Source organism: Sphingomonas ginsengisoli An et al. 2013 (assembly GCF_009363895.1).
GTDB lineage: Bacteria > Pseudomonadota > Alphaproteobacteria > Sphingomonadales > Sphingomonadaceae > Sphingomicrobium > Sphingomicrobium ginsengisoli.
This window is the reverse complement of the sequence record NZ_CP045434.1, coordinates 2,282,973-2,305,000: the sequence shown is the minus strand read 5'-3', so window position 1 is coordinate 2,305,000 and position 22,028 is coordinate 2,282,973. Positions and strand designations below refer to the sequence as shown.

The window sequence follows — 22,028 nt, the reverse complement described above, 5'->3', positions numbered from 1 at the left end:
CGCAGGGCGGGACGCTCACGGCGCGCCGGGCGGCGCTCCTCGCGGGCAAAAGTCTCGCGCCGCTCGCCCTCGTCGCGCTCGGTCCGTTCGGGACGCTCGGCGCGCTCCGGGCGATCCGACCGCTCGTAGCGATCGTTCCGCTCGGTCCGGCCGGTACGCTCGGTCCGTTCGGGACGGCGCTCCTGCTGCTGCCGCTGCTGCTGCGGACGCTGGTCGAACTCGTCGCCCTCGTCACCGTCGTCGCCCGAGAAATCGGCGTCGTCGCCGTCCTCATCCTCGTCGCGCGAATTGCGCTGTTCCTCGAACCGCGGCCGGGTCTCGGCGAGGACGCGGAAATAGTGATCGGCGAACTGGAGATAATATTCGGTCTGGACGCGGTCGCCGGACATCTGGGCATCGCGCGCCAGGCTCTTATACTTTTCGAGCAGCTGCGCGGCATTCCCGCGCTGACGGCTGTCGCGGGCATTGCCGCCTCCACCGCCCATCCCCTGCGGACGCTGCTGTCCCCCACGACCGCGACGGCGGCCGTTCTGACGATTATTCATCAAATGCTTGTTCCTTGTCGCACTGGCGCTGGTCTACTTTCGAAGCGCGTGACAACCGACCCGTCGATGATGCGGCGCCGCACGGCACAGCTGCCGTGGTGCCCCTCGCCGTCACGTCGCGCCTGTCATGCGGCGCCCTCATGAGCGTTGTCATCGGGGGTAGCGACGGGAGCGGTCGGGCTTTCGAGTGCGCGGTTCGCGGCCCCGTTGCTGCCCTTGATGTAGACTGCCGTCCCGGCTTTTCCAAGTTATTTGTTGTTCACCCGGACGAGCAGGGCGCGCGGGCGGTCACCGAGATCGCGGGCCAGCCGCACGTCGAGGCCCCGCTCACGGAACAAAGCGGCGGCGCTGTCGCCCTGGTCATGACCGATCTCGATCGCCGCCAGCCCGTCGGGGCAGAGCAGCCGGCCGATTTCGGGCGCGATCCGGCGATAGTCGTCGAGCCCCTGCGGACCGGCGAACAGCGCTTCGGCGGGTTCGTGCTCGGCGACGCCCGGCCCGAGCGCGGCGTCGGTCGCGACATAGGGCGGGTTGCAGAGGATGAGGTCGAAGCATTCCTCGACCCCGACCGCCCAGTCGCCCAGCCGCCATTCGGCGCGGCCCTCGAATCCGAGCCGGCGGGCGTTGGCCGAGGCGTAGGACAAGGCGCGACGCGAGGCGTCGATCCCGAGGCCGGTCGCCTGCGGGAACAGGTCGAGCGCGGCGAGCAGCAGCGTCCCCGGCCCGGTGCCGAGGTCGAGGATCCGCGCGGGCGGCTGCCGGCCCTCGAAATGCTCGAGCGCGGCGGCGATCAGCGTCTCGCTGTCGGGACGCGGGATGAGCACGCCGGGGCCGACATGGAGTTCGATGTTCCAGAAGGCGCGGCGGCCGGTGATGTAAGCGATCGGCTCGCCCCCGCGGCGCCGCTCGACCATCTCGGCGAAACGCGGCGGAACGGCGCGGTCGGGCGGGCTCAGCAGCAGCCGGTCGCGGTCGATCCCGAGCGCCTCGGCCATCAGCAGCTCGGCGTCCAAGCGAGCCGTGTCGCTGGTGGGTGCAAGGCTCCGGGCGGCATCGGCGAGCGCCCGGTCGATCGCTTTCACGCGTCCTCTAGTCCGGCGAGGCGCTGGGCCTCGTCCTCGGAGATGAGGGCGGCGGTCAGTTCCTTGAGGCCGGGGCCTTCGAGGATTTCGGGAAGCTTGTGGAGGGTCAGGTTGATCCGGTGGTCGGTCACCCGCCCCTGCGGAAAATTATAGGTACGGATGCGCTCGGAACGATCGCCCGAGCCGACCATCGACTTGCGCGCGCCGGCGCGTTCGTTCGCCAGCCGCTCGCGCTCGAGCTCGAACAGGCGGGTGCGGAGCACCTTCAACGCCTTGGCCTTGTTCTTGTGCTGGCTCTTCTCGTCCTGCTGGATGACGACGAGCCCGGTCGGCAAATGGGTAATGCGGACCGCGCTGTCGGTGGTGTTGACCGACTGGCCGCCCGGTCCCGACGAGCGATAGACGTCGATGCGGAGATCCTTGTCGTCGATGTGGACGTCGACTTCCTCGGCCTCGGGCAGCACGGCGACGGTGGCGGCGGAGGTGTGGATGCGGCCGCCGCTCTCGGTCGCGGGGACGCGCTGGACGCGGTGAACGCCGCTTTCGAACTTCAGCCGTGCGAACACGCCCGAGCCGAGAATCGAGGCGACGGCTTCCTTGTAGCCGCCGACTTCGGACTGGGAGGCGCTGATCAGCTCGAACTTCCAGCCCATCTCATCGGCGAAGCGCTGATACATGCGGAGCAGATCGCCGGCGAAGAGCGCGGCTTCGTCGCCGCCGGTGCCGGCGCGGACCTCGAGCATCGCGGCGCGCTCGTCCGCCGAATCTCGCGGCAGGAGCTGGAGCGCGAGCGCACGCTCGGCCTCGGGCAACTTGTCCTCGATCAGCCGCAGCTCCTCGGCGGCCATTTCGCGCAATTCCTCGTCGCCGTCGCGGGTCATCGCGCCGAGACTTTCGCGCTCGGCGCGGAGCCGGCGCACCTCGCGCGCGGCGGCGGCGACCGGCTCGATCTGGGCATATTCCTTGGACAGGCGGACGAAGTCCTCAGGCGCGAGGTCGCCCTTCGACATCGCCGAGGAGAGTTCGTTCTTCTTGGCCTCGATCTGCGCGATGCGCTCCGAACTAATCTGCATCAGCGGGTCACCGCAGCGGGGATGAGGTCGAAAGCCACGGCCCGCTGCTCACCGGTCGTGAGGTCCTTGACCTGCGCCGTTTCGCTGGCGAGCTCCTCGTCGCCGATGATGATGGCGAAGCCCGCGCCGCTCGCCGCCGCTCGCGCCATGCGCTTTTTCATATTGCCGCGAAAAGCCATGTCGGCCGCCAGCCCGCTTTGCCGCAGTCGGGTGAGGATGGTCACCGCCGCGCTCTCGGCCGAGGCGCCCAGAGGAACCAGCACTGCATCGGGCGTTTCTGCCGGCGGCGCGTCGATCATCATCGACAGCCGCTCGATTCCTGCCGCCCAGCCGATCGCCGGGGTGTGCGGGCCGCCGAGGCTCTCGATCAGGCCGTCGTAGCGGCCGCCGGCGAGCACCGTCCCCTGCGCGCCCAGCCGGTCGGTGATGAACTCGAAGGCGGTGTGGCGATAATAATCGAGCCCGCGTACCAGCCGCGGCGCGCGCTCCCACTGCACCCCGGCGGCATCGAGGCCGCTGGTCACGGCAGCAAAGAAGTCGGCCGCCTCGGGGGTGAGGAATTCGTCGATCGCGGGCGCTGAATCGACCACCGGCCAGTCGGCGTGCGCCTTGCTATCGAGGATTCGCAGCGGATTGCGCTCGAGCCGGTCGCGGCTGTCATCGCTGAGCTCGGCGACGCGGCCACGGAAATGCTCGCGCAGCGCGCCGCGCCACGCCTGGCGGGTGGCGGGATCGCCGAGCGTGTTCAGCTTGAGCACCGCGCCCTCGCCGATCCCCAATTCCTTGAGCAACTGGTCGGCGAACAGCAGCACTTCGACATCGGCCTGCGGTTCGCCCGCGCCGAGTATCTCGGCGTCGAGCTGGTGGAACTGGCGGAAGCGGCCCTTCTGCGGGCGCTCGTAGCGGAAGGCTGGGCCGTGGGTCGCGACCTTCAACGGCGCGAACTGCTGCCAGCCCTCGGTCAGATAGGCGCGGGCGATGCCGGCGGTGAATTCGGGACGCAGGGTCAGGCTGTCGCCGCCGCGATCCTCGAAGCTGTACATCTCCTTGGAGACGACGTCGGTGGTCTCGCCGAGCGAGCGGGCGAACACCGCGGTCGGCTCGAGCACGGGCACTTCGACCCGCTTGAAGCCGAACAGCCGACGGGTGCGCTCGAACGCAGCGACGACGGCGTGGAAGCGGTCGGCTTCCTCACCGAGGAGCGACTGCATGCCGCGGACGGGTTGGGGGGTGGAGATTTGCGCCATGAATATCGGGCAAGGCCACTAGCGGCCCGCAGGGGGAAAGGCTAGGCGCGGCGCATGGTCCGATCCACTCGCAGCGCCGCGCTGTTTTTCGCGGCACCCCTCGCCATTGCGGCCGCCTCGCCGGTCCCCCCGCAGAACAGCCGCCCGCAGCCGGTGCCGATCGTCGACACGATCCCGACCGCCCGCGACATTCCCTACCCGGGCACGCTGCAGCTGACGGTCGACGCGACCGACACCGCGCGCGGCATCTTCCGGATCAAGGAGCGCGTCCCGGTGGCGCAGGCGGGCGACCTCGTCCTGCTCTATCCCAAGTGGCTGCCGGGCAATCACGCGCCAAGCGGCCAGATCAGCAAGGTTGCCGGCTTCCGGCCCACCGCCAACGGCCAGGTGCTCAAGTGGCGCCGCGATCCGGTCGACGTCTACGCCTTCCACGTTGACGTGCCCCAGGGCGTCAGCGCGGTCGATGTTGAATTCCAATATGTCTCGCCGACCGACACCAACCAGGGCCGGACGGTGATGACGCCCGACATGGCGAGCATCCAGTGGATCGCCAATTCGCTCTACCCGGCGGGCTATTTCGTGCGGCAGATTCCGATCCAGGCGTCGGTGATCGTCCCCGCCGACTGGAAGATCGGCACCGCGCTCCGCCCGCAGGCGCAGAGCGGCGGCCGAACCGACTATCCGGTCACCAGCTACGAGATCCTGATGGATTCGCCGCTGATCGCCGGGCGCAACTATCGCAACATCCCGCTGACCAACGACGTCAGCATCGACGTCATCGGCGACACGCCGGCCGACCTTGCCGCGACGCCGGCGCAGATCGCCGCGCACCGGCGGCTGGTCGAACAGGCGGTGAAGCTGTTCGGCGCGCAGCATTACGACCATTACAACTTCCTGCTGACCATCTCCGACAACCTCGGCGGGTCGGGGCTCGAGCATCATCGCAGCTCGGAAGACGGGGTGAAGCGCGGCTATTTCACCGACTGGGACAATGTCCTGCGCGACCGCAACCTACTGCCGCACGAATATAGCCATAGCTGGGACGGCAAATATCGCCGCGGCGCCGACCTGTGGACGCCTGACTATCGGACCCCGATGCAGGGCACTTATCTGTGGGTCTACGAGGGCATGACCCAATTCTGGGGCTATGTGCTCGGCGCCCGCTCGGGGATGTTGTCCAAGCAGGATACGCTCGATGCGCTGGCGGCGACCGCCGCGACCTATTCCGAGGGCACGCCCGGGCGCGCCTGGCGGCCGCTGGTCGACACCACCAACGATCCGACCATCGCCCAGCGCTCGCCGCAGGCGTGGCGCGGCTGGCAGCGGAGCGAGGATTATTACTCCGAAGGCCAGCTGATCTGGACCGACGTCGACCGGATCATCCGCACGCGCTCGAACGGCCGCAAGTCGATCGACGACTTCGCCCGCAGCTTCTTCGGGATGCGCGACCGCGATTATGGCGAATTGACCTACACGCTCGACGAGATCGTCCAGCGGCTGAACGCGGTCGTCCCCTATGACTGGCGCGGTTATCTCACCGCCAAGGTCTATGACGTCGCGGCCAAGGCGCCCCTCGAAGGGCTGACCGAGGGCGGCTACAACCTCGTCTACACCGACCAGCCGACCAAGTGGATCAAGAACGGCGAGGCGCGCGCCAAGTCGACCGATCTCACTTATTCGGGCGGTTTCGCGGTCGGCAGCGACGGCAAGATCAGCAGCGTGCTGTGGGACAGCGCGGCGTTCAACGCCGGGCTGGCGATCGGCGACCAGCTGCTGGCGGTCAACGGCCGCGGCTTCAGCGGCGACGCGCTCAAGACCGCGATCACCGCCGCCAAGGGCAGCCCGACCACCCCCATCGACCTGCTCATCAAGAGCGGCGATCTCTATCGTACCGCCCGCCTCGAATGGCATGGCGGCCTGCGCTACCCGCGACTGGTCAAGGTCGGCCGCGGGATGGGCACCCTCGATCATCTGCTGGAGCCGAAGTGAATCTCGATCTCGTCCCCGCGGGCAAGAATCCGCCCGAATCCGTCAACGTCCTGATCGAGGTGCCGATCGGCGGCGACCCGGTGAAGTATGAGCTCGACAAGGCGTCGGGCGCGATCTTCGTCGACCGCATCCTCCACACCGCGATGCGCTATCCGGCCAATTACGGCTTCATCCCGCATACGCTGGGCGACGATGGCGATCCGCTCGACTGCCTGGTGGTGGCGCGCTCGCCTTTCTTCCCCGGCTCGGTGGTCCGCGCGCGTCCGATCGCGGTGCTGTTCCTCGAGGACGAAGCGGGCGGCGACGAGAAGTTGCTCGCGGTCCCCGAATTCAAGACCTCACCCTATTACGAGGGCGTCCACGAGGGCGAAGACCTGCCGGCCATCGTGATGGACCAGATCAGCCACTTCTTCACCCACTACAAGGACCTTGAGCCGGAGAAGTGGACCCGCGTCGGCCGTTGGGGCGACCGCGAAGAGGCTTATGCCGTGATCCGGGCCGGGCTCGAGCGCGCCAAGAACGCCAAATATTAGTAGTCGGCGATCAGGACTCGGCGGCGCCGTATTCCGATGGTGTCCGCCGTTCCTGATCGTGCGCGCGATTGTTGAGCGCCTGCCGGACCCGGTCGAGTAGCTCGGCCCGGCGATAGGGCTTGCCCAGCACGTCCTTGTGAGGACGCTCGGGCCCCGAGACGACCAGCTCCTCATTGTAGCCGGTGGTCAGCAGGATGCCGATCTTGGGATCGCGGCGGGCGATTTCATCGGCCAGCATCAGCCCGTTGATCCCGCCCGGCATGACGAGGTCGGTGAACAACAGGTCGAAGGTGCCTGCCGGCGTCTTCTCGAACAGCTTGAGGGCAGCCTCGCCGCTTTCGGCCGTGGTGACCCGGTAGCCGGCCGCGCCAAGAATCTCCTGCGCGAGCTCGAGCACTTCGGCGCTGTCCTCGACCACCAGCAGATGCTCGCCCGCCGAGCGATTCTCGACCACCGCGGCCTGGAGATGCGGCGGGCGCTCGAGGGCCTCTTCGGGCGCGGCGGTGACCGGGAACAGCATCCGGATCAACGCCCCGCGGTCGGGTTTCGATTCGATCTCCAGCCGCCCGCGCGACTGCTGAACGAAGCCCGACGCCATTGCGAGGCCGAGCCCGGTCCCCTTGCCTTCGCGCTTGGTGGTGAAGAAGGGCTCAATGGCGCGCTCGATCACCTCGGGGCTCATGCCCGAGCCCTCGTCCTGCACCTCGACCGCGACATAGTCGCCTTCGGGCAGCTGGCGGGCGGCGGCGTCGCCGTTCAAGTGCATCTGCTTGGTGGTGATGGTGACCACGCCCCCCGACGGCATGGCGTCACGCGAATTCATCAGGATGTTGAGCAGCGCCATTTCGAACTGCTCCGCGTCGACCAGCACGCGCGGCAGGCGGCGGCGCAAATTGAGCTGAAGATCGACCTGGCTACCGAGCGAGCTTTCGATCACCTCGACGAAGCCGCTGACGAGCTGGGTGAGGTCGGTCGACTTGGGCGTCAGCCGCGTCTTCCGGGCGAAGGCGAGCAACTGGCGGGTGAGCTTGGCGCCGCGGTCGGCCGCCGAACGGGCATTGTCGATGTAGCGCTTGGCGCGCTCGCCATCGATCGACGAGGACAAGAGCTCGAGGTTGCCGTTCACCACCTGCAGCAGATTGTTGAAATCGTGCGCGAGACCGGCGGTCAGCTGGCCGATCGATTCCATCTTCTGCGCCTGGCGGAACGCCTGCTCGCTGTTCCTGCGGCGGGTGACATCGAGCTGGCTGGCGAACTGATAGGCGAGCTTGCCCGACTGGTCATAGACCGGGCCGATGAACACGGCATTCCAGAAGGGCGTTCCGTCACGCTTGTAGTTAAGGATCTCGGCCGCAACCGAGCTGCCGGTGCGGATCGCCTCGCGCAGTTCGGACACGGTTTCGCGGTCGGTGTTGGCGCCCTGCAGGAACCGACAATTTCGGCCGAGGATCTCGTTTTCCTCATAGAGCGTGAGATCGAGAAAGGCCTTGTTGGCAAAGACGATCGGATTGTCGGGCAGATTGGGATCGGTGAGGATCATCGGCATCCGCGTCATCTCGATCGCGGCGAAGAAGACGTTGCCGCGCTCGTCGAGACCGGGGTGCGAAATGACGCTTTCACGCCAATGGTTCAGCCCTTGCGAGGTGCCGATCGTGTCATTGTCGCCGGGATAGAGATCCATCGCTCCGCCGGCAGGCGTGCCACGCGCGTCGCCCATGCTGTCGACATCGGTCGCGTCGCTGGCGTCGGTCGGCGTCGACCTTACAGTCTTGTCGTTCAAGCAACGTCACCCGATACAAAAGCAAGAAAAGTGCGAAAGCGTTTATGCTGGCGCATTTAGCGCGTAGCAACGGGAAACCAGGTGACGGGTTCCCACTCTGCGTGGCCTGCCGCTCATCCAATCGCTCATTGGCAACCTGCTTGCGGTCCCGTCGCCAAGCTGGGAAACAGACCGCCGATCCCTTTTCTCGAGAGGACCTGCCCTTGCCTCGCCTGCTGCTCACACTGGCCGCGCTGACCGCCACTGCCCCGCTGGCCGCGCAGCCCGTCGGACCCGCGGTCCGTCAGACACAGGCGACGATCGAGCGCATTCGCCGGATCGATCCTGCGCTTGGTTCGGTGCTCGCGCTCGACCCGACCGCGCTGGCGCAGGCGCAGCAGGTCGATGCGGGCGGATCGCTTGGTCCGCTCTCTGGACTGCCTATCCTCCTCAAGGACAATATCGAAGCAGCGGGGCCGCTGCCGACGACGGCGGGCAGCCTCGCGCTGGCCGGTAACGTCACCGGCCGCGACGCGCCGCTCGTCGCCCGCCTGCGCGCGGCGGGGCTGATCATCGTCGGCAAGACCAATTTGAGCGAGTGGGCCAACATCCGCTCGAACCATTCAATCTCGGGGTGGAGCGCGGTCGGCGGGCAGACCCGTAACCCCTACGCGCTCGACCGCAATCCCTGCGGCAGCTCGAGCGGCAGCGGCGCGGCGGTTGCCGCCGGCCTCACCCGAATGGCGATCGGGACCGAGACCGACGGCTCGATTACCTGCCCGGCCTCGCTGAACGGGATCGTCGGTCTGAAACCCACCGTCGGACTGGTCAGCCGCACCCATATCGTCCCGATCAGCGCCAGCCAGGACACCGCCGGGCCGATGACTGCGAGCGTGCGCGAAGCCGCCCTGGTGCTGAGCGTGATCGCCGGCAGCGATCTCGCCGACCACGCGACCGTCGAAGCCGACCGCCACAAGCGCGACTATGCCGCCGGGCTCAGCCCCACCGCGCTCCGGGGCAAGAAGATCGGCGTGATGCGCTTCGCCTCGGGCTTCGGCACCGACGAGGTTTTCGAGCGCGCGCTCGCCGTCCTCAAGGCGCAGGGCGCGACCCTGGTCGAGATCAAGAAATTCGACGACAGCCAGATCGGCCGCAACGAGGGGCTGGTGCTCAACACCGAGCTCAAGGCGGGGCTCAACGCCTACCTCAAGGGCAGCCCGGCGAACCTCCCGGTGCGGACGCTGGCCGACACCATCGCCTTCAACCAGGCCCATGCCGCGACCGAGCTCGCGCTGTTCGGGCAGGAAACCTTCATCGCCGCCGAGAAGACCAAGGGCCTGAGCGATCCCGCCTACCGCAAGGCGCGGCAGCTGAGCTTCACCGCCGCCGGGCCGAACGGGATCGATCGACTCCTGAAGCAATACGGCCTCGCTGCGCTGGTCGGACCGACCATGCCCCCGGCGTGGAAGATCGACGCGGTCAACGGCGACCAGATCAGCGGCGGCGGCGCGGGCAGCCTAGCGGCGGTCGCCGGCTATCCGCACCTGACGGTGCCGATGGGCAGCGTGCGCGGGTTGCCGGTGGGTCTGAGCTTTATCGGCGCCAAGTGGAGCGAGGCCGAATTGCTCAACCTCGGCTACGCCTATGAGCAGGCGCGCGGCCCGCTTCCCGGCCCGCTCTTCTTCCGTTCGATCGAGGACAGCCCGGCCGTCCTGCCCTATCTCAAGCGCTGAGCCGCAGCCCCGCGATGGCTGCGACGATGGCCAGGATCAGGAGGACGCGAAGGGTGCCGGTCGGCTCGCCGAAGAATGCCATGCCGACGAGCACGGTCCCGACCGCGCCAATCCCGCCCCACACGGCATAAGCAGTCCCCATCGGAATGCTCCGCGACGCTTGCTCGAGCAGCCCCATCGACAGGGTCACGCTGACCAGAAAGGCGATCGTCCACGGCCAGTTGCGAAAGCCGTCGACGAAGCGGAGCGAGGTGGTGAAGCCGACCTCGAACAGGCCACCGACGATCAGCAGGAGCCAGGCCATGACATTCCTTTCACTGGACGCGGGCCACCGCAGCGCTAGCCTCGCCGTCCATGGCTAAGTTCAGCATCGGTCACAAGCTCGCGCCTCCGCGCTTCCTCTTGTTCCTCGCCGTGCTTATCGTCGGGTTCGTCATCTCAGCTGTCTATCACGAACGCCTGTCGCTCGGGGTGCTCGCCTCGTTCGACGTCGCGGCGGTGGTCTTCCTGCTGGCGATCCTGCCCGTCCTCAAGACCGACAAGGAATCCGAGATCCGGCAGCAGGCGGCGCGCAACGACGCCAATCGCTCGATGCTTCTGGCGATCACCGGGGTCGTCACCACCGTGGTACTGGTGGCGCTCGCGGCGGAGAGCTCGGCTGATCACCTAGGTTGGAAAGGCAAGGCGCTGATCATCGCGACGATCATCATCGCCTGGCTGTTCAGCAACATGATCTACGCGCTGCACTACGCCCACCTCGCCTATGGCGATGAAGACGCGCCGTGCGAGAGCCTCGGCTTTCCCAACACGAACACGCCCGACTATTGGGACTTCGTCTATTTCGCCTTCACGCTCGGCATGACCTTCCAGACCTCGGACGTCGAAATCCGCGACCGCGGCCTGCGCCGGGTGGTGATCGCGCATTGCCTGGCGGCGTTCTTCTTCAACCTCGGCGTGCTCGCCTTCACCATCAACGTACTCGGGTCGAGCAGCTAGACGACAGCCTCGATCACCGGCGAGACGTGGCGCGGCCGGCGCGCGGCCAGCAGGCAGCCGAGCACGATCAGCGCGGCGCCGGCGAGCGTCGTCCAGCGCAGCGGGTCGGCGTAGAAGATCGCGCCGAGCGCCAGCGCCCACAGGAAGGCGCTATATTCGATCGGCACCAGCACCTGCGCTTCCTCGCGGCCATAGGCCCAGCTCAACAGGAATAGCGAGGTCACCGCCAGCGCCGCCGACAAGGCAAGCAGGCCCCACACCGGCAGCGACGGCGGGATCGCGGGCAGCGCCGGATCGAGCAGCATCGCTGGCGGTAGCGCCAGCAGCAGCCAGGCGCCCGAGATCAGCGACTGGAAGAAGCTCACCTCGGCGGGGCTCGCGACCTGTGACTGCTGGCGCATGAGAATGAGGTTCCAGGCGTAGAGCATGGCCGAGGCGAGGATCGCGGCGACCCCGTCGAGGTGGCGCTCGCCCCCGGTCCCGAGCCGTGCCCACAGCAGGATGAGCATGCCGGCAAGGCCGAGCAGCGACGCGCCGATGCTCCGCCGGCTGACCCGCTCCGCGAGCATCGCGGCGGCGAGATAGAGCGCGACCAGCGGGGCGATGAAGGAAAGAGCAATCGCCTCAGCCATCGGCAGCCGCGCCAGCCCGTGGAACCACAGCACCGCCATCGCCGCGCCGACCGCGCCGCGCATCAGGTGGAAGCGAAAGGCCGCGCGGCTCGGCCAGCCGGCGCGCGAGCGGAAGTAAGCGGGAGCGGACCAAGCGGTCGCGAACAGCTGGCGCCAGAGCATTCCCGAATAAGCGCCGATCGCCAGCGCCACCGCCTTCATCGCGGCGTCCATCCCGGCGAACAAAGCGATGCCGAGCGCGGCGGCGAGGATCGGAAGCCAGTGATGATGCCGCGCGCTCATGCCCTGCGCTGTAGCGGGACCGGCGGCCTAGCGCAGCAGCATCTCGTCATTCTCGATCGAGACCGACTGGAAGCGGCTCAGCACATTCTGGCCGAGCAAGGATTGCTCGCCGTCGGCGAGGACGAGCGCCTGGACGTCGGTCAGGCGATGCCCGCCCAATTCGAGGCTGGGGAGCGTCACGGGCAGGCCCATGACAGGTCCCGACGCGCCTTGAGCGACGACCTGGAAGCGGTCGGGATCGACATTGATCCCCGCTCTTTCCGCATCGGCGCGGGTCAGCGAGACGACCGTGGCGCCGGTATCGATCACGAAGTCGACCGCAGTGCCGTTGACGTCAGCACTCGCGTAGAAGTGGCCGTCGGCCTGGCGGGGCAAGGCGACGCTGCCGCCGAGCGACGATTGATGAAACGAGTTGGCGGTCGATTCGGTCGGCGTGATCAGGATCGACTGGTTCGAGCCGTCCTGGTCAGAAATGGCGGCGCTGGACGACGCGGGCATCTTCGTGCCCACCGCCACCGCGATCACCAGCAATGCCACCATCGCCTTCCACATCGCCCCCTTGTGCGGGCGAAGGGTGAAAAAGCCGTTGCCGATTACTCGGCGGCGGCGAGAACCTCGGCCTCCGTGGCCTGCGCGGCGTCAATCTCGGCCGCCTTCTGCTCGACCAGGCGGACGATGTGATCGATCATCCCCTCGTCCGAGACATGGTGGTCGGTGACGCCCGACAGATAGACCATGTGCTTGCCATTGCCGCCGCCGGTGATGCCGATATCGGTCTCGCGCGCTTCGCCGGGTCCGTTGACCACGCAGCCGAGCACCGACAGCGACATCGGGGTCCGGATGTGCTGCAAGCGCTCCTCGAGCTTCTCGACGGTGCGAATGACGTCGAAGCCTTGGCGCGCGCAACTCGGGCAAGAGACCACCCGCACGCCGCGATTGCGGACGCCGAGCGATTTCAAAATCTCGTAGCCGACGCGGACTTCTTCCTCGGGCTCGGCCGAGAGCGAGACGCGGATGGTGTCGCCGATCCCGCTCCACAGCAGCATACCGAGGCCGATTGAACTCTTCACCGTGCCGCCGATCAGCCCGCCCGCCTCGGTGATGCCGAGGTGGAGCGGGCAATCGAGTTCGCTCGCCAACTGGGTGTAGGCGGCGACCGCGAGGAAGACGTCGGACGCTTTCACGCTGATCTTATATTCGCGAAAGTCGTGCTCCTCGAGGATGCGGACATGGTCGAGCGCGCTCTCGACCAGCGCCTCGGGGCAGGGCTCGCCATATTTTTCGAGCAGATGTTTCTCGAGGCTGCCGGCATTGACCCCGATGCGGATCGAGCAGCCGTTGGCCTTGGCCGCGCGGACCACTTCGGCGACCCGTTCGCTACTGCCGATGTTGCCCGGGTTGATCCGCAGGCAGGCGGCGCCGGCGTCGGCTGCCTCGAGCGCGCGCTTGTAGTGGAAATGGATGTCGGCGACGATCGGCACTTCGGCGGCGCGGACGATTTCCCTGAGCGCCGCGGTGCTGTCCTGGTCGGGGCAGGAGACGCGGATGATGTCGACCCCGGCTTCCTCGCAGCGGCGGATCTGCGCGATGGTTGCGCTGGCGTCCGAGGTCGGGGTGTTGGTCATCGTCTGGACGGTGATCGGCGCGTCGCCGCCAACGGGGACTTTGCCGACCATGATCTGGCGGGACGGACGGCGATCGATGGTGCGCCAGGGGCGGAGTGCGGACATGCCCGCGATATAGCCCCCTCACGCGACAGAACCAAGGCAAGCCCGCGACTTAGCTGCGCGAACGCCGCGTAGGAGTCGCGGTTAACATCTGTTATGAGTCGCGGCCGAGGCTCAGAGTCGGGGACCTGACGGGGTGGATGAATCGGCCCTTCTGTCGCGATCGCGCGCGGGACGATCCCGCAAGCCGGCCGCGCGCAAGCCGTTCGTCCAGCGCTACTGGGCCTTCCTGAGCTACAGCCATGCCGATGCGGGCCACGCCGACTGGCTGCACCGCGCGCTGGAACGATTCCGCGTTCCGCCAGAGCTGGTCGGGCGCCGCACCGAGCGTTTCCTCGTCCCGCGCACGCTCGCCCCGATCTTCCAGGACCGCAGCGAGCTGGCGGCGTCGGGCGATCTTGGCGGCGACATCAACGATATGATCGAGGGCTCGCGCCACCTCATCGTGCTCTGCTCCCCCGCGACCGTCGCCAGTCGCTGGGTCAATGCCGAGATCCGCGCCTTCAAGCGGCTGCGTCCCGACGGCAAGGTGCTCGCCGCGATCGTCGGCGGCGAACCCCACTCAGCCGATCCCGCCAGTGAGTGCCTGCCCGCGGCGCTGAGCGAACGTTATGACGCGCGGGGCCGGCTGGTCGGCGACGATGCCGAGCCGATCGCCGCCGACCTGCGCGCGGAAGCCGACGGCCGCGACATGGGATTGCTCAAGCTCGTCGCGGGGATGCTCGACGTCCGCCTCGACGAGCTGGTCCAGCGCGAGGAACAGCAGCGACACCGTCGCTGGATGCTGGTCAGCGCAGGGTCGATCGCAGGGATGCTGCTGACCACCGGGCTGGCGGTGGTGGCGTTGCAGGCACGCGACGAGGCGCGCGACCAGCGTCGCCAGGCCGAAAGCCTGGTCGGCTTCATGATCGGCGATTTGAAGGACAAATTGGAGCCGGTTGGGCGGCTCGACGCGCTCGACGCGGTCGGCGGCAAGGTGCTCAATTACTATGAGCATCAGGACAAGGCGGGCTTGAGCGACGAAGCGCTGGGCCAGCGCAGCCGGGCGCTGACGCTGATGGGCGACATCGCCCAGCGCCGCGGCGACCTGGCCCGCGCGCTGGCGCTGTACCGCGAGGGGCTGGCGAGCACGACCGAGGCGCTGCGCCGTGATCCCGCCAACCCACAGCGGCTGTTCGACCAGGCCCAGAACGTCTTCTGGATCGGCAATCTCGCCGCGACCCAGGGCCGTTACGACGAGGCCGGCGCGCGCTTCACCGACTATCGCGCGCTCGCCGACCGCATGATCGCCGCCGAGCCGGCCAATGTGAAATGGCAGCTCGAGGGCATCTACGCCGACAGCAATCTCGGCGTGCTGGCGCTGCAGACGCGCCATTCGCGCGAGGCAGCAACGCGCTTCGGCCATGTCCTGAAGCCGCTTGGGACGCTGCGCCGCGCCGATCCCGCCAATGCCGATTATGCGAGTCTCGAGATCGAGGCGCGGGGCGACCTCGCCGATGCGCTCGAACGCTCAGGCCAATTGCCCGCCGCGGTAGCCGAGCGGATGCGGCAGCTCGCCACCTTGCAGCAGGCGCTGGCGCCGGCTCCCGACAACAGCCTGCTGCTCGAAAAGGAGCTGGTCGCGCTGCGCTCGCTGGCGCGCGAGCAGGCGGCGGTCGGCGATCGCGTCGCCGCGCTCGCGATCTCGGGCCGCGGGGTGGCGCTGGCCGACCTTTTGGTCCGCCGCGACCCGGCCAATGGCAATTGGGCCAGCAGCGCGGCGGGCGCGCGGCTTGAACATGCGGCGCTGCTGCTGCGGCAGGGCCAGCTTGGCGCCGCGGCGACGTTCACCGAGGCCGGCTGCAAGGTGGCCGAGCGGCTCAACCCCGCCAATAGCGCGGTGTTGGCCAAGAAGATGCGGCGCAAATGCCTCGACGACCGCGCGCGGCTCAGCCTTGCTCAAGGCGCCGCCGCGTCGGCGATGCTGACCGCCGGCCAGCTCATCGCCGAAATCCGCAACGATCCCGGCGCCGACCCGATCGACGCGCGCTTCGCGCTGGCGCGGGCGCAATCGCTGGCCGGCGATATCGCCGCCGCGATGGGCGACCGGGCGTCGGCGATGACCGCCTGGAACGAGGCGCTCGCGACTTGGCCGATCACGGTCGAGCAGACGCCCACCGACCTCGCGCAACGCCAGTTATTGCTCGAGCGGCTGGGCCGCAGCGCCGAAGCGAGCGCGCTCGGCGCCCAGCTTGCCGCCACCGGTTGGCGGACGTGACACGCACTTTGGGGACCTCGACCATGCCGGACACCGCCCACCGCCCGCCGTCGCCCAAAACCGAAGGTCGCGCCCATGCCAGCGAACTGACCGTCAAGGCGCGGCGGAACGGGGCCGACTGGTCGTTCGAGCTGCAAGCGGACGGTAAGGCGACGGCCGAGGTCACCTACAGCAAGGACGCGCTCGGACTGCACAAGCGCGACTGGCACGAGGCCGACTTCATGCTCGATGATCCGAGCGGGGCGCTGGCTTTCCATCCCGACAAGTTCACCGCCATCTGGGTCGCGCGCGGCACTGCCGCCGCCGCGCCGCCGTACCCGATGGCGCCGTCGCGCGACCACGGCGTGGTCCCGCTCTCGTCGAGGCCAAAGCGGCTGCGCGTCCGCAACGACAATGCCGAGCCCTGCCTGCTGAGCTTCCGGCTCAATTTTGTCGCGGCCGAGGGTCCGGGCGACACGATCGTCGCCTTCCTCGACCCGATCATGAACAACCAGAACGGTGGCTCGGGCAGCAGGAATTAAAGAGGAGCGGTCATGACGAAATCGAAGCCCATCATGGTGCCGGTAATCGTCCACAAGGACGCCTCGGGCGATTATTCCATCACGAAGATCAAAGATCTGAAGTTCAACAAGAAGGATGACAAGATCCCAGGCGACTGGGTCTATGCCATCACCTTCCGGATCCAGAATCCTCATCCGGCCAACTTCGTCTTCGCCAGCGACGAAGACGGCTTCTGGGTCCAGGACGCCGCGAAGGGTTGCCCGACGAAGTATCAGCCTCATCCCAGCTTCGTGTATGACGGCACGAGTGCAGACGGGCTCGAATTATATGTCACCAACCGCGACCCGAGTTGCCAACAGCTCAAATACACCCTCAACCTGGTCGACGCCGACGGGGTGCGGAAGCCGATCAGCCTCGACCCGATCATGAATAACCAGAATGGCGGCGCGAGCTTCTGGGAGGCGAACAGTGTCGCGATCATCGGCGCGGTAGGCGGGCTGTTCGCAATCGCGGGCCTGGCGGCGCTGATCTCCTTCTGGCGCGACACGGCCGACGATTGAGCGAATATGCGCCCGTCCCTTTTGCCCTGGCGGTCGGGATCACTGGCCACCGCCGCGCGGGGCTAGGCGATGCCGCGGGCCTGCGGGATCGGCTGACCCGGCTGATCGCCGACATCGAGGGAATCGCCGGCGACCTCCATGCGCAGGAAGCGGCGCTGTTCGCTCCGCCGCCGCCGATCCTGACTCTCGTCTCCCCGCTCGCATCGGGCGCGGACCAAATGGCGGCGGCGGTCGCGCTCGAGCGCGGCTGGCGGTTGCAGGCGGTGCTGCCGTTCGACCGGGCCAGCTACGCCGAGACAATGGACCAAGACGAGGCGGCCGAACTCGACCGGCTGGTGGCCGCGGCAGGCTGCGTGCTCGAATTGCCCGGCGAGCCGGAGCGGCCGCTCGACGGGTTCGTTATGGCCGGCCGCGCGACCATCGCCCATTCCGACCTGCTGATCGCGATCTGGGACGGCGAGCTGGCACGCGGCCGCGGCGGCACGGCCGAGACGGTCGACGCCGCTCTGCTGCGCGGGACCCCGGTGATCCATTTGCCGACCGATCCGGACCAGCCGGTGACCCTGCTGTGGAGCGCGTTCGACCCGGTGGTGGTGACCAGTCCCGGCGATCGCCAGTGCGGCCGCCCGGCCGACGCGGCGACGCTGCGCGCGGTGCTGTCGGCCGTGCTGCTGCCCCCGGCTGATCCACCAGAGCGGCAATATTTCGACCGCTTCCGCAACGAACGCTTGCGGCTGTGGCGCTGGCGGGTCGAATATCCGTTGCTGATGACGCTGGCGGGCACCCGCCGAATCTCGCGCCGCGACCTCACCGCCCGCCCGCAGCTTCAGGCGGCGGCGGATGAGTGGGACAGCTACCGCTTGAGCTGCGCCGACTGCCACGGCGTCGGGGTGCCGCTCGACCTGCTCCAGCGCGCCTATGTGTGGAGCGACGGGCTGGCGAGCCACTTTGCCCAGACCTATCGCTCGAGCCTGGTGTTCAACTTCCTGCTGGCCGCCTTCGGCGCGCTGGTGGGGTTGAGCGGACTGGTGCTGCCGACCAACCCGCTCGAGCTCGCGCTGATCGAGGCGGCGGTGGTGCTGGCGGTGATCGTCAACACCCAGGCCGGGTCGCGGCGCGGCTGGCACCAGCGCTGGCTCGACTATCGCCAATTGGCGGAACGGTTGCGACCGATGCGCAGCCTCAAGCTGCTCGGCATCGCCGCGCCCGACCCGCCCGGTAACGCCGCCGAGCCGGTCGCCCGGCGCTGGATCGACTGGTATGCAGCGGCGGTGTGGCGGACGATCGGCTGCCCCGCCGGTCGGCTCGACCTCGACGAAGTGCAGCCGCTGGCGGCGGCGATTGCCGCGCACGAGTTGCAGCCCCAGGTCGACTACAACCGCCACACCAGCGGCCAGGTGAAGGCGCTCGACGAACGGCTCGAGTGGGCGGCGCTGGCGATCTTCGCCGCGACCCTTGGCGTGACCCTCTTCTCGGTCGGTTGCCTGCTGTTCGATCCACCTTTGCTCCAGCGGATCGGCGCATGGAGCACCGTGCTCTCGGCGGGCCTGCCCGCGCTCGGCACCGCCATCTTCGGCATCCGCGTCCAGGGCGACTTCGGTTCGCTCGCCTCGCGTGCGCGCAACACCGCCGACCAGCTCGAGCGGATCGTCACCGACCTCAAGCTGGCGACCACCCTCCCGCGCACCGCCGACCTCACCGAGCAGGCCGCGCGGGTGATGCTCGCCGACCTCGGCGAATGGCGATTAGTTAATGAACTCCACGAGTTGTCGCTCGGATGAGCCTCGGCTAGATCGCCCCCCGTGCCGATCATCCGCTTGCTTGCCGCGCTGTGCGCGCTCTTCGCCGCTGCGCCCAGCGCCGCTTACTGGGAATATGGCCACGAGACCGTCGCCGCGGTGGCGTGGCAATCGGTCCGGCCCGAGACCCGCGCGCGGATCGAGGCGCTGCTTCGTCAGGGCCGGCTGCTCGAGACGCCGACCTGCCCGGTCGCGACGATCGAGCAGGCGAGCATCTGGGCCGACTGCATCAAGCCCCTGGGCGACCGCTTCAGCTATCAGAGCAGCTGGCACTATCAGAACGTCAACGTCTGCAAGGCGTTCAGCCTCGGTCAGGCGTGCAAGGACGGCAATTGCGTCAGCGCGCAGATCGAGCGCAACGCGCGCCTGCTTGCCGACAAGACGGTGCCGGTGCGTGAGCGGGTGATGGCGCTCGCCTACCTCGTCCATTTCGTCGGCGACCTGTCACAGCCGATGCACGCCGGCGACCGCGGCGACCGCGGCGGCAACGACCTGCCGGTCACCTACGGGACCATCGCCGGCAAGACGAACCTTCACAGCATCTGGGACGGCTGGCTGCCCGAGCGCGCGATCACGTCGGGCCCGAGCGCGCGACCGGGCAATCCCAACGACGCCAATTTCGCCGGGCGGGCACGCGAGCTGCTGTCCGAAGTGCCGGTCGGCGAGCGCGCCGCGCTGGCGCAGGGCACCACCGAGGAGTGGAGCCGGCAGAGCTGGGAGAATGCCCGGACCTATGCCTATGGCACGCTGCTTGGCGATCCGTGCGGCCCGCTGCCGGCCGAGCGGCCGGTGATGACCGAGGAGAAGATCCGCAGCGTGATGGCGCCGATCCGCCGCCAGGTTGTGACCGGCGGGCTGCGGCTGGCGCGGCTGCTCGACGATGCATTGCTTTACGGCAAGGCGCCGCAACGGCCGCAGCGCCCGCCGACCGCCGGCTAGCTCAGTCATCGTCACCGCGGCGCCAGCGCCAGCCGCCGCGAGTGGTGCGGCTGGCGACGAAGATCAGCGCGGCGGTGGCCGGGAGGACGATCGCAGCGCCGGTCAATTTGTCATCGTCGAAGTAGCGCAACGCGACCCCGACCAGCGCGAAATAGACGCCGAGCACCGCCCAGCCCTGCCAGGCGATCGGCAGCCCGGCGCCGAAGCCGACGCGCTTGGGCTCGAACCATTCGGGCCCGTCGCTCATCGCCGTTTCTCGGTGACGAAGGCGGCGATGCGGTCGACGAGGCCGGGCGCCAGCGGCAGATTGGGGTTGCCGTAGGTCGCGATGTTCGCGTCGCGCGCTGCCGGGGCTTCCTTGAGGATGTGGTTCATGGTCGGGAAGTCGGCCCGAGCGACCCCCGGCCGCGCCGCGACCAGCCGGTCGGCGTCGGCCGGCTTGACCTGGAGGTCGGTTCCGCCCTGCACCACCAACACCGGTCCCTTGTAGGCGGCGAGGAGCTTGGCCGGGTCGTAGCGCAATTCGTCGATCAGGAAGTCCTGCACCGCCGGGTTGAACAAGCCTTGGCCGAGCGCCGGCGGCAGGCTTGCCGCCTCGACCCGGCGGCCGGCTTCGAGGCTGGTGAGCGCTCGCTCGGCGTCGGCGAGGATCGGGGCGTTGGCGGGATTGGCGCGCAGTTGCTCGCGAATGATGCCGCCGAGCGGGCGCCCAGCCGCCTCGAGCAGGACCAGTCCGCAGACGTCGGGCCGGTCCGCCGCCGCCAGCGCGATGAGCCCACCTTCGCTATGTCCGGCCAGCCAGACGCAGCGGGCGCCGGTCGCCTGCCGCGCGGCGGTGACCCAGCTGCCGGTATCGGCGGCGTAGCGGCCGATGGTGACGTTGTTGCCATCGCCCGCCCCGCGACTGCCGCCGAGGCCGCGCTTGTCGATCCTGAGCGTCGCGATGCCGCGGGCGGCGAGCCCCTCGGCGAGCAGCTTGTACGGCGCGGCGTTGATCCCGAGCGGATTGTTGCCGTTGCGATCGGTCGGCCCCGACCCGGGGATGATCAGAACGGTGGCGCGCGGCGTGCCGACTGCCTGCAGCAGCGTGCCCACAAGCTGGCGACCCGTGCCGGCGGTGAGCTCGGTCTGGCGCAGTGCGCCGGGGGAGGCGGTCATCACCTGGGCCGCGGCGAGGATCAGGGTGATCATCCTTGTTTCTCCTTTGGCGGGCGTCCCCGCTTGACCGGGTGGGGCGGCCTCACCGCCACTCCGCGCGCCTTTAACGCTTCGCGGATCAACATTTCCGCTTCGGCATTGGCCGAGCGCAGATTGGCCGTGGCGCAGCGTTCCACCGCGTCCCACAGGGTCGCGTCGATTCGCAGCGGAAAGGCCTTGCGCTCCGCCATCCGCAACTACTGGTAAAGGGTGCCGGTGTTGACCACGGGCTGGGTGTCACGCTCGCCGCACAGCACCACCATCAGGTTCGAGACCATCGCCGCGCGGCGCTCGTCGTCGAGCTCGACGACATTCTTCGCGCTCAGCTGCTCGAGCGCCATTTCGACCATGCCGACGGCACCCTCGACCAGCGTCTTGCGCGCGGCGACCACCGCCTGCGCCTGCTGGCGGCGGAGCATCGCCCCGGCGATCTCGCTGGCGTAGGCGAGGTGGGTGAAGCCGCACTCGTCGACCGTAATCCCGGCGACCGCCAGCCGCGCATTCAGCTCCTCGCGCAGTTCGACTCCGACCTTGTCGTGGTTGCCACGCAGGGTCACTTCCTGATGCTCGAAATCGTCATAGGGATAGCGCGAGCCGATGGTGCGGATCGCCGCTTCGACCTGGACCACCACGAACGCCTTGTAATCCTGGACATCGTAGAGCGCCTGCGCGGTATCGATTACCCGCCAGACGATCTGCGCCGCGATCTCGATCGGGTTGCCGCGCAGGTCGTTCACCTTGAGCCGCTCGGAAATGAAGTTGTTGGCGCGGACCGACACCTTGCGCCGCATTTCCCACGGCAGCACCCAGCGCAGGCCGGTGGTCCGGTCGGTTCCGCGATAGGCACCGAACAGGGTGATCGCGACCGCCTGGTTGGGCTGGAGGATGTAGAAGCCGAACAGCACGAATACGAAGACGACCGGGGTCACCACGGCGACCACTGGCATCCATTCCAACGCGGTTTGGTGCGCGAGGCTGACGACCGCGAACACCTGCACCGCGATGGTCAGCAGCAGCAACAGCAACATCCCGTAGCCGCTGACGGTCGCGGCGCCGCGTTCGCGGCTCGAAGTCAGGACTGGGTTTGGCGACTCGCTCATGAACGTTCCCCTTTAATCTGATATCATATTTATATGGGAGTAGGGATTTGCGCAAGCGGGGGTCGGGGCCTAAGCGC

General features: G+C 68.2%; 22 protein-coding genes (1 of these 22 only partly in view). 9 read left to right on the top strand and 13 right to left on the bottom strand.

The genetic code is table 11. The features are described 5' to 3' along the window. The 4 genes from GCU42_RS11240 to hisS all read right to left on the bottom strand — a co-directional run. Window positions 1-545, bottom strand: the 5' portion of a protein-coding gene (locus tag GCU42_RS11240) for a DUF4167 domain-containing protein (RefSeq protein WP_240309435.1). 181 nt of this gene lie to the left of the window's left edge; 545 of the gene's 726 nt are visible here — the first part of the coding sequence; it begins with the start codon at window positions 543-545; its stop codon lies off the left edge, out of view. Between the two features lie 248 nt (window positions 546-793). Beyond that, a complete protein-coding gene (gene prmC / locus GCU42_RS11235; protein ID WP_114227594.1) occupies window positions 794-1,627 on the bottom strand; it encodes a peptide chain release factor N(5)-glutamine methyltransferase in 834 nt (277 codons plus the stop codon). Continuing rightward, window positions 1,624-2,700 (bottom strand): peptide chain release factor 1, encoded by a 1,077-nt coding sequence (gene prfA / locus GCU42_RS11230; RefSeq protein ID WP_420496911.1) that lies wholly within the window; start codon window positions 2,698-2,700, stop codon window positions 1,624-1,626. Before prfA ends, prmC begins: the two co-directional genes overlap by 4 nt. After that, window positions 2,700-3,947, bottom strand: coding sequence for a histidine--tRNA ligase (gene hisS / locus GCU42_RS11225; RefSeq protein ID WP_114227592.1), 1,248 nt, complete (start codon window positions 3,945-3,947; stop codon window positions 2,700-2,702). The genes prfA and hisS overlap by 1 nt, the downstream gene beginning before the upstream one ends. A 54-nt stretch (window positions 3,948-4,001) precedes the next feature. On the opposite strand from hisS, the gene GCU42_RS11220 reads away from it, so the two are divergent. Together GCU42_RS11220 and ppa are read left to right on the top strand one after the other, a co-directional pair. Then, on the top strand, window positions 4,002-5,936 hold the full coding sequence (locus GCU42_RS11220; RefSeq protein ID WP_114227591.1) for a M61 family metallopeptidase: 1,935 nt from the start codon (window positions 4,002-4,004) through the stop codon (window positions 5,934-5,936). Then, window positions 5,933-6,469, top strand: a complete 537-nt coding sequence (ppa, locus tag GCU42_RS11215; RefSeq protein WP_114227590.1) for an inorganic diphosphatase — start codon at window positions 5,933-5,935, stop codon at window positions 6,467-6,469. The genes GCU42_RS11220 and ppa overlap by 4 nt, the downstream gene beginning before the upstream one ends. Before the next feature lie 10 nt (window positions 6,470-6,479). Here ppa and GCU42_RS11210 read toward each other — a convergent pair whose 3' ends face one another. Then, on the bottom strand, window positions 6,480-8,249 hold the full coding sequence (locus GCU42_RS11210) for a histidine kinase famiy protein (protein ID WP_335341013.1): 1,770 nt from the start codon (window positions 8,247-8,249) through the stop codon (window positions 6,480-6,482). Window positions 8,250-8,452: 203 nt separating this feature from the next. Between GCU42_RS11210 and GCU42_RS11205 the strand changes: the two genes are divergently transcribed. Next, complete coding sequence (locus tag GCU42_RS11205; protein WP_240309434.1) at window positions 8,453-9,961, top strand: amidase; 1,509 nt, start codon at window positions 8,453-8,455, stop codon at window positions 9,959-9,961. Here the strand turns inward: GCU42_RS11205 and GCU42_RS11200 are convergent. Beyond that, window positions 9,951-10,265: a DMT family transporter gene (locus tag GCU42_RS11200; RefSeq protein ID WP_114227588.1), complete on the bottom strand. Its 315-nt coding sequence runs from the start codon at window positions 10,263-10,265 to the stop codon at window positions 9,951-9,953. The two genes, GCU42_RS11205 and GCU42_RS11200, sit on opposite strands and share 11 nt — an antisense overlap. Window positions 10,266-10,315: 50 nt before the next feature. Here GCU42_RS11200 and GCU42_RS11195 point away from each other — a divergent pair, with 50 nt between their 5' ends. After that, on the top strand, window positions 10,316-10,957 hold the full coding sequence (locus GCU42_RS11195) for a DUF1345 domain-containing protein (RefSeq protein ID WP_114227587.1): 642 nt from the start codon (window positions 10,316-10,318) through the stop codon (window positions 10,955-10,957). Here the strand turns inward: GCU42_RS11195 and GCU42_RS11190 are convergent. The 3 genes from GCU42_RS11190 to ispG are packed head-to-tail and all read right to left on the bottom strand — an operon-like array spanning window position 10,954 to window position 13,601. Then, window positions 10,954-11,871 carry a DMT family transporter gene (locus tag GCU42_RS11190; RefSeq protein WP_114227586.1) on the bottom strand — a complete coding sequence of 306 codons (918 nt, stop codon included), beginning with the start codon at window positions 11,869-11,871 and terminating at the stop codon, window positions 10,954-10,956. The genes GCU42_RS11195 and GCU42_RS11190 overlap by 4 nt on opposite strands. Before the next feature lie 27 nt (window positions 11,872-11,898). After that, on the bottom strand, window positions 11,899-12,423 hold the full coding sequence (locus tag GCU42_RS11185) for a retropepsin-like aspartic protease family protein (RefSeq protein WP_114227585.1): 525 nt from the start codon (window positions 12,421-12,423) through the stop codon (window positions 11,899-11,901). Between the two features lie 41 nt (window positions 12,424-12,464). Then, a complete protein-coding gene (gene ispG, locus GCU42_RS11180) occupies window positions 12,465-13,601 on the bottom strand; it encodes a flavodoxin-dependent (E)-4-hydroxy-3-methylbut-2-enyl-diphosphate synthase (protein ID WP_114227584.1) in 1,137 nt (378 codons plus the stop codon). 133 nt (window positions 13,602-13,734) lie between these two features. On the opposite strand from ispG, the gene GCU42_RS11175 reads away from it, so the two are divergent. The 5 genes from GCU42_RS11175 to GCU42_RS11155 are packed head-to-tail and all read left to right on the top strand — an operon-like array spanning window position 13,735 to window position 19,654. Then, window positions 13,735-15,855, top strand: coding sequence for a toll/interleukin-1 receptor domain-containing protein (locus tag GCU42_RS11175; RefSeq protein ID WP_114227583.1), 2,121 nt, complete (start codon window positions 13,735-13,737; stop codon window positions 15,853-15,855). Window positions 15,856-15,878: 23 nt separating this feature from the next. Then, window positions 15,879-16,376, top strand: coding sequence for a hypothetical protein (locus GCU42_RS11170; protein ID WP_114227582.1), 498 nt, complete (start codon window positions 15,879-15,881; stop codon window positions 16,374-16,376). Between the two features lie 12 nt (window positions 16,377-16,388). After that, window positions 16,389-16,916, top strand: coding sequence for a hypothetical protein (locus tag GCU42_RS11165; RefSeq protein WP_114227581.1), 528 nt, complete (start codon window positions 16,389-16,391; stop codon window positions 16,914-16,916). Then, window positions 16,913-18,697 (top strand): DUF4231 domain-containing protein, encoded by a 1,785-nt coding sequence (locus GCU42_RS11160; RefSeq protein WP_114227580.1) that lies wholly within the window; start codon window positions 16,913-16,915, stop codon window positions 18,695-18,697. Before GCU42_RS11165 ends, GCU42_RS11160 begins: the two co-directional genes overlap by 4 nt. Before the next feature lie 21 nt (window positions 18,698-18,718). Beyond that, the gene (locus GCU42_RS11155; protein ID WP_114227579.1) at window positions 18,719-19,654 is read left to right on the top strand and encodes a S1/P1 nuclease; all 936 of its coding nucleotides are present in this window, start codon (window positions 18,719-18,721) and stop codon (window positions 19,652-19,654) included. 1 nt (window position 19,655) lies between these two features. Here the strand turns inward: GCU42_RS11155 and GCU42_RS11150 are convergent, their stop codons facing one another. Genes GCU42_RS11150 through GCU42_RS11135 form a run of 4 tightly spaced genes read right to left on the bottom strand, consistent with a single transcriptional unit; the run spans window position 19,656 to window position 21,951 of the window. After that, window positions 19,656-19,901: a hypothetical protein gene (locus GCU42_RS11150; protein WP_114227578.1), complete on the bottom strand. Its 246-nt coding sequence runs from the start codon at window positions 19,899-19,901 to the stop codon at window positions 19,656-19,658. Continuing rightward, on the bottom strand, window positions 19,898-20,845 hold the full coding sequence (locus tag GCU42_RS11145; RefSeq protein WP_114227577.1) for an alpha/beta hydrolase: 948 nt from the start codon (window positions 20,843-20,845) through the stop codon (window positions 19,898-19,900). The genes GCU42_RS11150 and GCU42_RS11145 overlap by 4 nt, the downstream gene beginning before the upstream one ends. Further along, complete coding sequence (locus GCU42_RS11140) at window positions 20,842-21,042, bottom strand: type II toxin-antitoxin system antitoxin (protein WP_114227576.1); 201 nt, start codon at window positions 21,040-21,042, stop codon at window positions 20,842-20,844. The genes GCU42_RS11145 and GCU42_RS11140 overlap by 4 nt, the downstream gene beginning before the upstream one ends. 6 nt (window positions 21,043-21,048) lie before the next feature. Next, window positions 21,049-21,951, bottom strand: a complete 903-nt coding sequence (locus GCU42_RS11135) for an SPFH domain-containing protein (protein WP_114227575.1) — start codon at window positions 21,949-21,951, stop codon at window positions 21,049-21,051. Between the last annotated feature and the right edge of the window lie 77 nt (window positions 21,952-22,028).

Coding starts and splice junctions, on each gene's coding strand:
- prfA (WP_420496911.1), bottom strand. CDS start 2,700: ATGCAGATTAGTTCGGAGCGCATCGCGCAGATCGAGGCCAAGAAGAAC.
- hisS (WP_114227592.1), bottom strand. CDS start 3,947: ATGGCGCAAATCTCCACCCCCCAACCCGTCCGCGGCATGCAGTCGCTC.
- GCU42_RS11220 (WP_114227591.1), top strand. CDS start 4,002: ATGGTCCGATCCACTCGCAGCGCCGCGCTGTTTTTCGCGGCACCCCTC.
- GCU42_RS11200 (WP_114227588.1), bottom strand. CDS start 10,265: ATGGCCTGGCTCCTGCTGATCGTCGGTGGCCTGTTCGAGGTCGGCTTC.
- GCU42_RS11195 (WP_114227587.1), top strand. CDS start 10,316: ATGGCTAAGTTCAGCATCGGTCACAAGCTCGCGCCTCCGCGCTTCCTC.
- GCU42_RS11190 (WP_114227586.1), bottom strand. CDS start 11,871: ATGAGCGCGCGGCATCATCACTGGCTTCCGATCCTCGCCGCCGCGCTC.
- GCU42_RS11185 (WP_114227585.1), bottom strand. CDS start 12,423: ATGTGGAAGGCGATGGTGGCATTGCTGGTGATCGCGGTGGCGGTGGGC.
- ispG (WP_114227584.1), bottom strand. CDS start 13,601: ATGTCCGCACTCCGCCCCTGGCGCACCATCGATCGCCGTCCGTCCCGC.
- GCU42_RS11170 (WP_114227582.1), top strand. CDS start 15,879: ATGCCGGACACCGCCCACCGCCCGCCGTCGCCCAAAACCGAAGGTCGC.
- GCU42_RS11165 (WP_114227581.1), top strand. CDS start 16,389: ATGACGAAATCGAAGCCCATCATGGTGCCGGTAATCGTCCACAAGGAC.
- GCU42_RS11150 (WP_114227578.1), bottom strand. CDS start 19,901: ATGAGCGACGGGCCCGAATGGTTCGAGCCCAAGCGCGTCGGCTTCGGC.
- GCU42_RS11145 (WP_114227577.1), bottom strand. CDS start 20,845: ATGATCACCCTGATCCTCGCCGCGGCCCAGGTGATGACCGCCTCCCCC.
- GCU42_RS11140 (WP_114227576.1), bottom strand. CDS start 21,042: ATGGCGGAGCGCAAGGCCTTTCCGCTGCGAATCGACGCGACCCTGTGG.
- GCU42_RS11135 (WP_114227575.1), bottom strand. CDS start 21,951: ATGAGCGAGTCGCCAAACCCAGTCCTGACTTCGAGCCGCGAACGCGGC.